General features: G+C 72.5%; 12 protein-coding genes and 1 tRNA gene. 4 read left to right on the top strand and 9 right to left on the bottom strand.

Annotation, left to right across the window (positions count from 1 at the left end):
* Window positions 1-398: 398 nt before the first annotated feature.
* On the bottom strand, window positions 399-983 hold the full coding sequence (locus K7I03_RS19430) for a dihydrofolate reductase family protein (protein WP_185942618.1): 585 nt from the start codon (window positions 981-983) through the stop codon (window positions 399-401).
* 529 nt (window positions 984-1,512) lie between these two features.
* Between K7I03_RS19430 and K7I03_RS34070 the strand changes: the two genes are divergently transcribed.
* Both K7I03_RS34070 and K7I03_RS19415 read left to right on the top strand, forming a co-directional pair.
* The gene (locus K7I03_RS34070) at window positions 1,513-3,966 is read left to right on the top strand and encodes an aminotransferase class III-fold pyridoxal phosphate-dependent enzyme (RefSeq protein ID WP_221902928.1); all 2,454 of its coding nucleotides are present in this window, start codon (window positions 1,513-1,515) and stop codon (window positions 3,964-3,966) included.
* A gap of 2 nt (window positions 3,967-3,968) precedes the next feature.
* Window positions 3,969-5,348, top strand: coding sequence for an aldehyde dehydrogenase family protein (locus K7I03_RS19415; RefSeq protein ID WP_185942617.1), 1,380 nt, complete (start codon window positions 3,969-3,971; stop codon window positions 5,346-5,348).
* A 55-nt stretch (window positions 5,349-5,403) separates the two neighbouring features.
* On the opposite strand, the gene K7I03_RS19410 is transcribed toward K7I03_RS19415, so the two are convergent.
* Window positions 5,404-6,192 (bottom strand): TetR/AcrR family transcriptional regulator, encoded by a 789-nt coding sequence (locus tag K7I03_RS19410; protein WP_224347121.1) that lies wholly within the window; start codon window positions 6,190-6,192, stop codon window positions 5,404-5,406.
* An 85-nt stretch (window positions 6,193-6,277) separates the two neighbouring features.
* On the opposite strand from K7I03_RS19410, the gene K7I03_RS19405 reads away from it, so the two are divergent.
* Window positions 6,278-6,667 carry a VOC family protein gene (locus K7I03_RS19405; RefSeq protein WP_185942615.1) on the top strand — a complete coding sequence of 130 codons (390 nt, stop codon included), beginning with the start codon at window positions 6,278-6,280 and terminating at the stop codon, window positions 6,665-6,667.
* Window positions 6,668-7,019: 352 nt separating this feature from the next.
* Here K7I03_RS19405 and K7I03_RS19400 read toward each other — a convergent pair.
* From K7I03_RS19400 to galU, 7 genes are all read right to left on the bottom strand, one after another.
* A tRNA-Ala gene (locus tag K7I03_RS19400) sits at window positions 7,020-7,093 on the bottom strand.
* Window positions 7,094-7,213: 120 nt separating this feature from the next.
* A complete protein-coding gene (gene sepX, locus K7I03_RS19395) occupies window positions 7,214-8,278 on the bottom strand; it encodes a divisome protein SepX/GlpR (protein ID WP_185942614.1) in 1,065 nt (354 codons plus the stop codon).
* A 151-nt stretch (window positions 8,279-8,429) separates the two neighbouring features.
* The gene (locus K7I03_RS19390) at window positions 8,430-9,035 is read right to left on the bottom strand and encodes a GNAT family N-acetyltransferase (RefSeq protein ID WP_398858542.1); all 606 of its coding nucleotides are present in this window, start codon (window positions 9,033-9,035) and stop codon (window positions 8,430-8,432) included.
* Window positions 9,036-9,037: 2 nt separating this feature from the next.
* A complete protein-coding gene (locus tag K7I03_RS19385; RefSeq protein WP_221902936.1) occupies window positions 9,038-9,565 on the bottom strand; it encodes a MogA/MoaB family molybdenum cofactor biosynthesis protein in 528 nt (175 codons plus the stop codon).
* Window positions 9,550-10,041 (bottom strand): cyclic pyranopterin monophosphate synthase MoaC, encoded by a 492-nt coding sequence (gene moaC, locus K7I03_RS19380; protein WP_185942611.1) that lies wholly within the window; start codon window positions 10,039-10,041, stop codon window positions 9,550-9,552. The genes K7I03_RS19385 and moaC overlap by 16 nt, the downstream gene beginning before the upstream one ends.
* A 63-nt stretch (window positions 10,042-10,104) precedes the next feature.
* Window positions 10,105-11,436: a molybdotransferase-like divisome protein Glp gene (gene glp / locus K7I03_RS19375; RefSeq protein ID WP_185942715.1), complete on the bottom strand. Its 1,332-nt coding sequence runs from the start codon at window positions 11,434-11,436 to the stop codon at window positions 10,105-10,107.
* A 13-nt stretch (window positions 11,437-11,449) separates the two neighbouring features.
* The gene (galU, locus tag K7I03_RS19370) at window positions 11,450-12,352 is read right to left on the bottom strand and encodes a UTP--glucose-1-phosphate uridylyltransferase GalU (protein WP_171166786.1); all 903 of its coding nucleotides are present in this window, start codon (window positions 12,350-12,352) and stop codon (window positions 11,450-11,452) included.
* Between the two features lie 81 nt (window positions 12,353-12,433).
* On the opposite strand from galU, the gene K7I03_RS19365 reads away from it, so the two are divergent.
* Window positions 12,434-13,030: a 5-formyltetrahydrofolate cyclo-ligase gene (locus K7I03_RS19365; RefSeq protein ID WP_185942610.1), complete on the top strand. Its 597-nt coding sequence runs from the start codon at window positions 12,434-12,436 to the stop codon at window positions 13,028-13,030.
* The last annotated feature ends 3 nt before the right edge of the window (window positions 13,031-13,033 follow it).

Raw genomic sequence — 13,033 nt, 5'->3', positions numbered from 1 at the left:
CTGGGATGTCGGATGCCGGCGGCCCCGTCGGAGGGGGATCGCCGGCGCATGCCGCGTCATGAGTCCCCGACTCGGAGAACGAGGGAGCGGGCAGGGGCACGACGTGCCGCCCCTGAACGGCCGGGGAACCGGGGCCCGTGGAGCAGCCCTTGGCCTTCACATTACCCGCGGCGTCCGGTCAAGAAAACGCCAAGTCCTTCCCTCGGTAAGGTAATTGGCGCTCGGCGCGGACCAGCGCACCGGGGGCGCACAACCACGTCGCGAGAACTCTCCGCGCACCCCCCGACAAGCCGTCGGAGCAAGCACCCACGCGCGGAAAACGCGTCCAAGCCACTCCGAAACCGGAATGGCTTGGTCGATCCCACGGCCGGCGGCGGACGACACCCCCGCCACGACCGTCACCGCTTGCGGACGTACTTCCTGACGAGCACCCCGTTGCCGAAGGCGCGCACCGACTCCAGCGAGAAGTCCGCCACCCGGAAGTCCGAGCCGAACATCGGCATACCGGAACCGTAGATCTGCGGATAGGTCTTGATGACCAGCTCGTCCACCTCGTCCGCCAGCTCCCCGGCGATCCGCGAACCGCCGCAGAGCCAGATGCCCTTCTCCCCGTCCTCCGCCTTGAGCTCGCGGACCGCCCCGACGATGTCCCCGGAGAACAGCCGCACGTTCGGGTGGGGCGACTCCGTCAGCGTCCGGCTGGCGACGTACTCGCGCAGATGCCCGTACGGGCTGGGGAGCCCGGCGTCCAGGCCGAGCTGGTAGCTTCCGCGCCCCTGGACGACGGTGTCGAAGTGCCGGTTCTCCAGGCCCTCCAGCCCGAGGACGCGCCGCCCCTCGGCCGAGATGGTCTCGGGGTACTCGGTCTTGAGGTACTCCAGGAACTCCTCTTCGACGAAGGCGAACATGGAGGACGCGTCACCACTCGGGTCGCCGATGAACCCGTCGATCGAGCAGGCGACGAAGTAGGTGAGCTTGCGCAAGAGGGTCCTCGTTTCGATGGACGGCGTGTGGTTCCGGCGGCCGATCCGCCGGGGTGGACGCCCCGGAGGGGGCGAACCACTCCGCACATAGTGCTTCAACCGTAGTGGTTGCGCAAGACCTTTCCGGCACCGGATCCGCCCCACCGCGTCACCCCCCGCCCCCTGGCACCCCCACCCCGGCGCACGCATCCGGAACGTTCAAGTGATGCCACGAGAAGGTCAACCACCCGGAAAATCGGAACTTTGCCTTCGACGCGCTTTACGACCCCACACGCGACGCGACTCACCGCCACATTCCCCGGCCGACGCACATGCGGAAAAGATCCTTCAACTCCGCTCGCACCACGCGGAGATCATTCCCCGTGTGCAGTTGAACCTTCCGCTTTCCCGCCCCTCCACCGCCCACTAGCATCCGCGAGGAAACAGCCGGAGAAGCAGCCGGAGAAAAGTTCAGAGAAACATCGAGAGAAAAATCCAGCAGAACGAACAGAAAAGAAACTTCCGACGATTTTCCGATGGTGAGGGTGACATGGCGGCACCGCTGGTCAACGCAGACGCCCTGGTCAAGACCGACCGATCCCGGCTGATCCACCCGCACCTGCCCGGTGCCGCCGCCGATCGGATCATCATGGTGGAGGGTTCCGGCTGCCGGTTACGCGACGCGCACGGCCGTGAGTATCTGGACGCCACCGGCGGCCTCATGCTCGCGCACATCGGGCACGGGCGGCGTGAAATGGCCGAGGCCGCGGCCGGGCAGATGGCGAAACTGGAGTACTACAGCAGCTTCCACGAGTTCTCCAACGAACCCTCCATCCAGCTGGCCGACCGGCTCATCGAGCTGGCGCCCGCCCCGATGGAGCGGGTCTACTTCACGAGCGGCGGCGCCGAAGCGGTCGACGCCGCGCTGCGCATGGCCCGGCTCTACCACCACCGGCTGGGCCGGCCGGAGCGCACCTGGGTCCTCGCCCGCCACTTCGGCTACCACGGGGTCACGTACGGCGGCGCCGCGGCCACCGGAATGCCCATGTTCCACCAGGGCTTCGGCCCCATGCTGCCGAACGTCCGGCACCTGACGCCGCCGCTGCCCTTCCACCCGGAGATGTACGGCGGCGAGGACCCCACCGCGTACTGCCTGCGCGAACTCCGTGAAACCATCGAGGAGATCGGCGCGGAGAACATCGCCGTGATGATCGGGGAACCGATCCTCGGCGTGGCCGGCGTCGTCGAGCCCCCGGCCGATTACTGGCCGCGGGTCCGCGAGCTGCTGTCGGCCCACGGCATCCTCCTCATCCTCGACGAGGTCATCACGGGGTTCGGCAGGACCGGCCACTGGTTCGCGTCCGAACGCCTCGGCGTAGCACCGGACTTCATCGTCACCGCCAAGGGCCTCACCTCGGGGTACTTCCCCATGGGCGCGCTCCTGGTGGCCGATCACGTGGCCGAGGTGGCCACCCGCGACGACGGGTTCCTCGGCGGATACACCTACAGCGGCCACGCGACCGGCTGCGCGGTGGCCCTGAAGAACCTCGACATCCTGGAGCGCGAGAACCTCCTCGCGGCCGCCGTCGAGGTCGGCGACCGCCTCGGCGCACGCCTGCGCCGCCTGGAGGAGTTGCCCTTCGTCGGCCAGGTGCGGCAGACCGGGCTCATGCTCGGCATCGAACTGACCGAGGACCCGGCCACCGGCGAACCTCTCTCGGCCGACTGGGTGCCGCCGCTGGTCCGGGAGCGCGCCGGGGTCGTCGTCCGCAACAACCCGAACACCGTCCTGCTCAGCCCGCCCCTGGTGATGACCCACGAAGAGGCCGACCGGGCCGCGGCGGCGGTCACGGACGTCCTCACCGAGTACGCCGCCAAGACGCACCGCACGCCCCGTCGCACGCCCCGCGCACCGGCCCCGTCGGTCCTCGACACCCCCTGGGACCGTCCGCCCTCGATGCCCGACCTGCTCGCCGCCGCCATGGAATGGCACTTCGGCCCCAGGACCGGCTCCCGCTTCTGGCTGGAGCGGGCCAGGACCCTCGACTTCGACCCGCGGAAGGACGTCCGCACCGAAGCCGACCTCGCGCTGTTCCCCAACGTCGTCGACGAGTTGCGCGACGCCCGCGTCGAGGACCTCGTCCCGCGCGGATACGGGGACGAGCCGGTCCCGCTGGACATCTTCGAGAGCGGCGGGACGACCGGCGCGCCCAAGCGCGTCGTCTGGCTGCCCGACCTGCACGAGCGGCTGACCTCGTGGCACTCGCGGGTCCTGGACGACCGCGGTGTCCCCCGCGGGGTGAACTGGCTGACGATCGGCCCGAGCGGACCGCACCTCTTCGCGCCCACGAGCCGGACGCTGGCGCATCTGCGCGGCGGCATCCCGTTCACCGTGGACCTCGATCCGCGGTGGGTGAAGAAGTGCGTCGGCGAGGGCAGGGCGGACGAGACGAAGCGGTACGTGGACCACGTCCTCGACCAGGTCGCGGCGATCCTGCGGAGCCAGGACGTCGGCGTCGTCTTCACCACGCCCCCGCTGCTGGAGGCGCTGGCCGGCCGCGACGAGCTCGCCGAGCTCATCAACCGGAAGGTCGACACCCTCATCTGGGGCGGCTCCTCCATGAACGTCGACACCCGCACCCTGCTCCGCACCCAGGTGTTCCCCGAAGCGCGGCTGCTGGGCTTCTACGGGAGCACCATGGTCGGCGGCGGCATGTACGAGCGGGACGGCGTCGCCGAGCACGAGCCGTCCGTCTTCGACCCGCCATACCCGTTCATCAGCATGCGGGTCGTCGACCCCGACACCGGGAAACCGGTGCCCTACGGCGAACGCGGCCAGGTGGTCATGAACCATGTCAGCCGCGGCATGCTGCTGCCCAACAACCTCGAACGGGACACCGCCCTCCGCATCGCCCCCGCCGAGCACTCCGGCGGCGACGCGGTGGCCGACATCCAGCCGGTCCGGACGTTCGACGGAACCACGGTCATCGAGGGGGTGTACTAGGAATGCCCGGTTCCCCGGCGCTCCTGCCCCTCGACGCCCTCGGCCCCGGCGGCCCGTACCGCACCCAGGCCAGGGAGACCGTCCACGACGTCACCGGACGACCGGTCGCGGAACTGAGCGTGGTGCCGCGCCTGTACGTGCGCCGCGCCCTGGCCGCCCTCCGCCGTGCGGAGACCCCGCCGCTGGACGAGCGGACGGCGGCCCTCGCGGAGGCGGCCCGGCTGTTCGCGACCGCCACGATCGACGGGATGTCCGTCGAGCGGTACGAGCACACCGTCGCCCGGGTCGGCGGCCTGCCCGTGTCCGTCGTGCGGCAGGCCACCGGCACACTGGCGACGGGGCTGGCCGGCGCATACGGCTTCGCCTGCCAGGCCCGGCCGCGCGGCAGCCGCGATGTGTCGGCCGGCGCCGGCACCGCGCGGTGGATCCGGCGCGGCGACGTGCTGTCCGTCCTCGCCGCCGGCAACCATCCCGGCATCCACGCCCAGTGGGTGGAGGCTCTGGCCCTCGGCTACCGCGTCGCCGTACGCCCCTCCCGGCGCGAGCCGCTGAGCGCGCACCGGCTGGTGACCGCCCTGCACGAGGCCGGCTTCGGCACGGACCACGTCGCGCTCCTGCCGACCGACCACGGTGTGGCCGACGAACTCGTCACCGGCGGCGACCTGGCCCTCGTCTACGGCGGTGACGCGGTGGTGGACAAATACGCCTCCGGCACGACCGTCCTGCCCCACGGACCGGGCCGGGCCAAGATCCTCATCACCGCGGACACCGACTTCACCCGTCACCTCGACACGATCGTCGACTCGATCGGCGCGCACGCCGGCGCGTCGTGCGTGAACACCACCGCCGTCTTCGTCGAAGGCGACCCGGCCCCGGTGGCCGAGGCCGTCGCCGACCGGCTGGCCCGCCTGCCCTCCCTGCCACCGGAGGACGACGAGGCGGCCCTGCCGGTCCAGCGCCTCGACGAGGCGCGGACCCTGGAGAAGTACGTGCGTGCGGAGGCCGCCGGGGCCACGGCCCGGCTCGGTGGTGACACCCTCGTCCACGACCTCGGCGACGGCGCCGCGGTACTCCGCCCCGCGGTGTTCCAGGTGGACCGCGCCGACGCGCCGCAGACCCGCCTGGAAATGCCGTTCCCCTGCGTGTGGATCGCCCCGTGGAGCCGAGCCGACGGCCTCGCCCCGCTCCGCGACACGCTCGTCCTCACCGCCCTCACCTCCGACCGGAACCTGGTCGCCCGCCTCCTGGACGAGCCGGCCATCCGCAATCTCCACGTGGGCGACCACCCCACCCACGTCCTGACGCCGGGCCTCCCCCACGACGGCTACTTCGGCGAGTTCCTGATGCGCGGCAAGACCTTCACCACGACGCCGGCCCTCTGACCGGGCCACCGGGCCGAGTCCCCGGCACCCGCGCCACCGACGCGGGTGCCGGGGACTACCGCGCTCCCGGTCCGGCCGGCTCCGTGGGGCGGTCGATGAGGACCGCGAGCCCGTCGAGGACGCGGGCGAGGCCGAACTCCCAGGCCTGCTCGGGGCTGTACGCGGCGCCCTGTGCGCTGCCCGCCGCCGTGCCCACGCGGGCGGCGGTGGGGTAGGCCTGCGGATCGAAGACCTTTTCCAGCAGGGGGGCGTTGGCCGCCCACCACTGTTCGTCGTCCATCGCACTGTCCTGCTGGGCGGCACGGGCGTCCGCCGCGGAGCGGGCGTTGGCCTGGACGAAGGTAAGCAGGAAGGTCAGGGCGGCGTCCATCTCGACGTCGTCGAGACCGAGTCCGTCCAGTGCCGACAGTTCATGCTCGTATTTGGCCATCAGGCCCGGCCCCAGCGGCGGCCGGCCGGTGGAGACCGTCGCGGCCCAGGGGTGTTCCTCGAACATCGCCCTGTTCTCCTCCGCCACGGCGGTCAGCCGGGCGCGCCATGGCTGCCCGGCGGTGTCGGTCCGGGGCATCCGCAGGTAGGCGGTGTCCAGCATGAGGTCCAGGAGCTCGGCCTTGCCCGGCACGTACGTGTACAGCGTCATCGGGACGACTCCCAACCGCTGCGCGACGCGGCGCATGGTGACCGCGTCCAGACCGTCGGCGTCCGCCAGACCGATGGCGACGGCGACGACCGTGTCGATGTTCAGCCGCTGCTGCGGACCACGCCGTGGCGCGTCCACCGGGACGCGCCAGAGCAGCTTCAGGGAACGGGCCGGATCGCCGGAGCCGCTTCGGTCGGGAGTCACGGGGGACATTCTGACCCATGAAACTTCTCTGTACATGGTACAGTGTACGACGTACAGAGTATGTGGGCCCGTTCAAGGAGGACTTTTGCCGATCACCGCTTCCGCCGTGTCCCTGAACGTCGACGACGTCGAGGCGTCCAGCACCTTCCTCACCGACCACTTCGGGTTCCGGAAGGAGATGAGCGCCGACGGTTTCGCGTCGCTGTCCCGTGAGGACGCCGGCATGAACGTCATCTACCTGCGGCGAGGCCTGGCCACCCTCCCCGACGACCAGCGCGACGACCACGCCGACGGCGTGATCCTCGCCTTCGTCGTCGACGACCTCGAAGCCGAACTGGCGCGCCTGACCGCCGAAGGGGTCACGATCACCATGCCGCTGCGCGAGGAGCCCTGGGGCGAGCGCGCCTTCCAGGTCACCGACCCCAACGGCGTCATCGTCCAGCTCGTCGACTGGAACGCGCCCACCGCCCACTGAGCCGGTCTCCGGAGGATCACGCGAACGGGCCGGGCCGCGACTCCCGCGGCTCGGCCCGCCGCATGGCGGACAGCCTTCCGAAGGCACGACTCACGGGTGGTCGACACCTGCCGACCGGAGAGGGATCATCTCTCGCCGACCGTTTCAACAACCGGACACCTCGGGGCAATTCAGGGTATTAACGCCCCAAAGTCCCCCTTCCGTCACCACGTTGAAACGCGGCCGCCAAGGCAGCCGCGACGGCGAAGCGCGGGCAACCGGAGACTCTCGAACGCCCCGAAAACGAAAAGATCCCGCCCGATCAGAATGATCGGACGGGATCTCCCGTGACTGCTCCGGAACAGTCGTGTTGTGGACCTGAGGGGATTTGAACCCCTGACCCCCTCGATGCGAACGAGGTGCGCTACCGGACTGCGCCACAGGCCCTTGCAACGAGTGAAACTCTAGCACCCCGACCGGCTTGAAAGAAAATCGCCCTTCGCGGCCCTCCCGCTGCTGACCAGCGCGGGGGCACCCGAAGGGCGAGCAGGCGGGCGGGACCCGCGGTCACTCGTTGGCGGCGCGGGGGCGCTCGTCGTCCGCGTACTGGTCGAACAGCGGGGTGCGGCCGCGCTCGCGGGGGCGGCGGCGGGGGCGGGTGCCCCGGCGGTCGTCGGCCGGCTTGCGGTCGAGGGAGGGACCGGCGGTGCTGGAGCGGGCGGCGCTCCAGGTGTCCGGGGTGCCGAGGTCGTCGGAGCCGCCGGCGCGCGGGGCGACGGGGGCGGTGACGTAGGTGGGCAGCGGGACGGGCACGGGCTCCCAGCCGTCGCCCTCGGTGCCGCGGTCGCGCTGCTGGTCCACCCACTCGGCGTGGTCGGTCTGCTCGACCAGGGCGCGGCGGCCGGCGCTGGGCGAGGGGGTGGCCGGCGGGGCGCTCGCGGGCTCAGCCGCGGGGGCGGGGGCCGGACGGCGGACGGTGTCCGCGGGGGCGGGGGCGGCGACGGTCGTGGGGTCCGCCGCCTGCTGAGGGCGCGGGCGGCCCTCGCGAAGCCGTTGGGCGGCGAGTTCGGCCCGGCGCTGGTCCATGACGAAGGCGAACCGCCGCCGTTCATGGACGCGCAGGTAGCAGATGTACGCGCTGAGGAGCACCGCCGGGACGCCGGGGGCCCAGAGGAAGGCGATGCCGCCGACGCCCGCGACGACCGCACCGAAGGTGAAGGCGAGGAAGAGGAGGACGGTGGTGCGGCGGCGGCGCGCGAGGACCTTGGAGCGGCGGGCGCGTTCGGCCGGGGTGGGGGGAGTCCGGTCGGGCGCGGGCATGCCGGAGGACCGGGCGGCGACCGGTGCGGTCGCGGCGTCCGGCTCCTGGGGACGCGCCGTCGGGGCGTCCGCCGTCACGTCGGGTGCCGACGCGTCCGGTGCCGGCGCGTCGGCGGAGGCGCCGGCGCGTTCGAGCTCCTTGGCGTAACGGCGCTCCATCCCCGCCCGTCCGGACAGCAGCCGGATGGCGGTGCTGAAGCGTTCCGTCGGACGGGCTTCGTTGAGCTCGTCCTGCCTACGGAGCCACATCGGCACCAAGTAGGCGGCCCAGGCCCCGACGATGACTGCGTAGATCAGGCCGCTGCTGCTCACACTGCACACGGTAGAGGGGTCCGCTCGGCGGATTCCGCCAATTGGCGCGGTGTGTCGCACGAACCGGCTGATATCTCGAACTTTTTTTGTGATTGTTGGGTTCGAAACCGAACATCGACCGTCATTCGACAGCCAAATTCGAACGTTTATTTTATTTGGGCAGCCGGGACCGGTGCCACCGGGTGACGACCCCGTCCACCGCCTCCTCCGCGGTGAGCGCGTAGACCAGGTGGTCCCGCCAGGCGCCGTCGATGTGCAGGTACCGCGGGCGGAGCCCCTCCTCGCGGAAACCGAGCTTCTCCACCACCCGGCGGCTGGGCGCGTTCTCCGGGCGGATGCACACCTCGACGCGGTGCAGGCCGAGGGTGCGGAAGCAGTGGTCGGTGACGAGGGCGACGGCGGTCGGCATCACGCCCCGGCCGGCCACGGCCTCGTCCACCCAGTAGCCGACGTGCGCCGAGCACATCGACCCCCAGGTGATGCCCGCCACCGTCAACTGCCCGGACAGCCGCCCCTGGTACTCGATGACGAAGGGCAGCATGCGGCCCGCGTGCGCCTCGGACCGCAGGTGACGGACCATCTGACGGTAGGTCGGGCGCCGGGCGGGCGGGCCGCCGGGCGGGGGCGGCGGGACGGTGGCCTCCCAGGGGCGCAGCCAGTCGCGGTTGCGCCGGTTGACCTCACGCCAGGCGCGGTGGTCGCGCATGCGGATGGGGCGGAGCAGGACGTCGCCGTCCCGGAGCGCCACCGGCCACATGGTCATGCCGGGTTCCGGGGCGCGGGTCCGGGGTGATCACCGCCGTGCAACTGGTCCACGGCGTGCGCGAGCACCCGCCCGAGGACGGCCAGGCCGTCCCGCACCCCACCCGTCGAACCGGGGAGGTTGACGATCAGCGTGCGGCCGGCGACGCCGGCCAGGCCGCGGGAGAGCGCGGCCGTCGGCACCTTGGCGAGCCCCTCGGCGCGGACGGCCTCGGCGATGCCGGGCACCTCGTAGTCCAGGACGGCCCGGGTGGCCTCGGGGGTGCGGTCGGTGGGCGAGACGCCCGTACCGCCGGTGGTGACCACCACGTCGTACCCCTCGGCGACGGCCGACCGCAGCGCGGCCTCGACCGGGTCGCCGTCGGGCACCACCAGGGGGCCCTCGACCGCGCAGCCCAGTTCGGTCAGACCGGCGACCAGCAGCGGACCGCCCCGGTCCGGGTAGACGCCGGCGGCGGCGCGGTGGGAGGCGGTGACGACCAGGGCTCTCACGGGGGCGTCCGGGGCTCTCACGCGCGCCGCCAGTCGCCGGACTTCCCGCCGGACTTCTCCTCGACCCGGACGTCCGTGATGACGGCTGCCTTGTCGACCGCCTTGACCATGTCGACGACGGTGAGGGCGGCCGTGGTGACGGCGGTGAGGGCCTCCATCTCGACACCGGTGCGGCCGGTGGTGCGGACGGTGGCGGTGATCTCGACGGCGTCGTCGGTCAGCGCGAGGTCGACGGTGACACCCGAGAGGGCCAGCGGGTGGCAGAGCGGGATGATCTCCGGGGTGCGCTTGGCACCCATGATCCCGGCGATCCGGGCGGTGGCCAGCACGTCGCCCTTGGGCAGGCCCTCGCCGCGCAGCAGTTCCACCACGCGCGGCGCCACCAGCACCCGTCCGCTCGCCCGCGCGGTGCGGGCGGTGACGTCCTTGGCCGTGATGTCGACCATGCGCGCCGCGCCCGCGTCGTCGAGGTGGGTCAGCCGGGCGGGTGGGGGCTGGGTGCTGCTCATCGTTCTCCCGGTCCAAGGCCAAGGCCGTCAGTGGGGTGCCACCGTACCCGGAGGCGGCGGCGGTCAGTCGGGAAGGCCGCCGAGAAGGATGCAGTCCACCTCGGCGCCCGCCGGGACGGAGGTGACGTCCTCCGGCACGACGATCAGCGCGTCGGCCCGCGCGAGCGCCCCCACCAGGTGCGATCCCGCGCCCCCGACGGGGGTGACCCGCCCGTCCGCGTACCGGCCGCGCAGGTACTGGCGGCGGCCCTTCGGCGACGGGCCGACGGGCTCGGCGCACTCGGCGCGGACGACGGGGCGCTCCGGCGGTTCGAGGCCCATCATGGCGCGGACGGCGGGCCGGACGAAGAGCTCGAAGGAGACGTAGGCGCTGACCGGGTTGCCGGGGAGGGCGAAGAGGGGGGTGCGGCCGGGCCCGAGCCGGCCGAAGCCCTGCGGCTTGCCGGGCTGCATGGCCAGCTTGCGGAACTCGACCCGGCCCTCGTCGCCGGAGAGCCCGGTGAGCGCCGCCTTGACGACGTCGTAGGCGCCGACGCTGACGCCGCCGCTGGTGACGATGGCGTCGGCGCGGACGATCTGGTCCTCCAGGGTGGCGCGCAGCGTCGCGGCGTCGTCCTCGACCGCGCCGACGCGGTAGGCGAGGGCCCCGGCGTCGCGGGCGCAGGCGGCGAGGAGGTAGCTGTTCGAGTCGTGGATGCGGCCGGGGGCGAGCTCGGTGCCGGGCGGGACGAGCTCGCTGCCGGTGGAGAGGACGACGACGCGGGGGCGCGGGCGGACGGTGACGGTGGCGCGGCCGATGGCGGCCAGCAGCCCGAGCTGGGCGGGGCCGAGGACGGTGCCGGCGGGGAGCGCGAGGTCGCCGGCGGCGACGTCGCTGCCGCGGGCGCGGACGTGGGCGCGGGCGGTGACGGGGCGGTGGACGCGCACCGCGCCCAGCCCGTCGCCCGTCCCTGCGGCGATTCCACCCGCGGACATGGTGGTCGCAGGCCCGCCGCCGAGCCCGCCGTCGGTCCACTCGACGGGGACGACCGCCTCGGCGCCGGGCGGCAGCGGCGCTCCGGTCATGATCCGCGCGGCCTGGCCGGGCCCCACGGCGACGAGCGTCCCGTCGCCGCCCGCCGCGACGTCGCCGACGACCGTGAGCACCGCCGGGAACTTCTCGCTGGCGTCCCGGACATCGGCGGCCCGCACCGCGTAGCCGTCCATGGAGCTGTTGTCGAAGGGCGGCAGGGCGGCCGGGACCGTGACGTCCTCGACGAGTACGCAGCCCTGGGCGTCGAGCAGTTGGAGCTCGATGGGCTCCAACGGACGGACCGTGCGCAGGATGTCGGCGAGGTGCTCGTCCACGGACCAGAGGCGGTCCGCGCCCGGCGCGGCCGCGGCGGCGTCGCTCACAAGGCTCACAGGGCTACATCTCCTCGGTGACGTACCTTCGAAGCCAGGCCCGGAAGTCCGGCCCCAGGTCTTCACGTTCGCATGCCAGTCTGACAATGGCACGCAGATAGTCACCACGGTCACCGGTGTCATACCGGCGTCCCTTGAACACCACGCCGTGCACCGGTCCGCCGAGGCCCGGCTCGGCGGCGAGGGCCTGGAGGGCGTCGGTGAGCTGGATCTCGCCGCCGCGTCCGGGCGGGGTCTCGCGCAGCACGTCGAAGATCGCGGGGTCGAGGACGTAGCGGCCGATGACGGCGTAATTGCTGGGCGCCTCGGCCGGGTCGGGCTTCTCGACGAGCCCGGTGACCTCGACGACGTCCTCGGCGTCGGTCGGCTTGACCGCCGCGCAGCCGTAGAGGTGGACCTGGGACGGGTCGACCTCCAGCAGGGCGATCACGCTGCCGCCGGAGCGCCGCTGGATGTCGACCATGCGGGAGAGCAGGGCGTCCCGCTCGTCGATCAGGTCGTCGCCGAGGAGGACGGCGAACGGCTCGTTGCCCACGTGCGGCGCGGCGCAGAGGACGGCGTGGCCGAGGCCCTTGGGGTCGCCCTGGCGGACGTAGTGCATCGTCCCCAGGTTGCTGGACTCCTGTACGCGGGCGAGCCGGGAGGCGTCGCCCTTGCGGCGGAGGGCCTCCTCCAGCTCGTAGTTCCGGTCGAAGTGATCTTCCAGGGGGCGCTTGTTGCGGCCTGTGATCATGAGGACGTCCGTGAGGCCCGCGGCGACCGCTTCCTCGACCACGTACTGGATGGCCGGCTTGTCGACGACCGGCAGCATTTCCTTGGGCGTGGCCTTCGTCGCCGGGAGGAACCGGGTTCCCAGGCCGGCGGCGGGAATGACAGCCTTGCTGATCCGAGGTCGCGCGTGAGTCATGGGGCGAACACTATCCGTTGCGAATGAGTGGAAGATGCGGCTCCACCGAGTATGAACCGAGAAAAGGAGTTTGTACGAACAATGGGCACGGCAGATGGCGGCAAGACCGACTTGCGGCGAATTCTCCTGGACCGACGGGCGGCCCTGAGCCCCGGAACGATCGAGGTCGCGCAGGAGGCGCTGGGACGGCGCGCGCTCGGCCTGCCGGAGCTGGCGGACGCGGGGACGGTCGCCGCCTACGTCTCCGTCGGCCGCGAACCGGGCACCCGCGCCCTGCTGGACGGCCTGCGCGAACGCGGCGTCCGGGTGCTGCTGCCCGTCCTGCTGCCCGACAACGACCTCGACTGGGGCCTCTACCGCGGCCCCGACCACCTGGCCCGGGCCGGCCGCGGCCTGCTGGAGCCCGACGGGCCCCGGCTCGGCCCCGACGCCGTCACCGGCGCGGACGCCGTCCTGCTGCCCGGCCTCGCGGTGGACGGCCGGGGCATGCGGCTGGGGCGCGGGGGTGGCTCGTACGACCGCGTGCTGGCGCGCCTGGAGCGCGCGGGCGCGACGCCCGCCCTCGTCGTGCTCCTCTACGACGACGAGGTGGTCGCGCGAGTCCCGGAGGAACCGCACGACCACCCCGTGCACGCGGTGGTCACCCCTGGCGGGGTGCGCCGCTTCGCGCCGGCCTGACCG

The organism is Streptomyces mobaraensis (genome assembly GCF_020099395.1).
Classification (GTDB): domain Bacteria; phylum Actinomycetota; class Actinomycetes; order Streptomycetales; family Streptomycetaceae; genus Streptomyces.
This window is presented reverse-complemented; position numbering and strand designations above follow the sequence as displayed.

Bases quoted from the DNA above. Each gene is read 5' to 3' on its own strand.
- K7I03_RS19390 (WP_398858542.1), bottom strand. From the start codon at position 9,035: ATGTGGCCGGTGGCGCTCCGGGACGGCGACGTCCTGCTCCGCCCCATC.
- K7I03_RS19415 (WP_185942617.1), top strand. From the start codon at position 3,969: ATGCCCGGTTCCCCGGCGCTCCTGCCCCTCGACGCCCTCGGCCCCGGC.
- K7I03_RS34070 (WP_221902928.1), top strand. From the start codon at position 1,513: ATGGCGGCACCGCTGGTCAACGCAGACGCCCTGGTCAAGACCGACCGA.
- galU (WP_171166786.1), bottom strand. From the start codon at position 12,352: ATGACTCACGCGCGACCTCGGATCAGCAAGGCTGTCATTCCCGCCGCC.
- moaC (WP_185942611.1), bottom strand. From the start codon at position 10,041: ATGAGCAGCACCCAGCCCCCACCCGCCCGGCTGACCCACCTCGACGAC.
- K7I03_RS19365 (WP_185942610.1), top strand. From the start codon at position 12,434: ATGGGCACGGCAGATGGCGGCAAGACCGACTTGCGGCGAATTCTCCTG.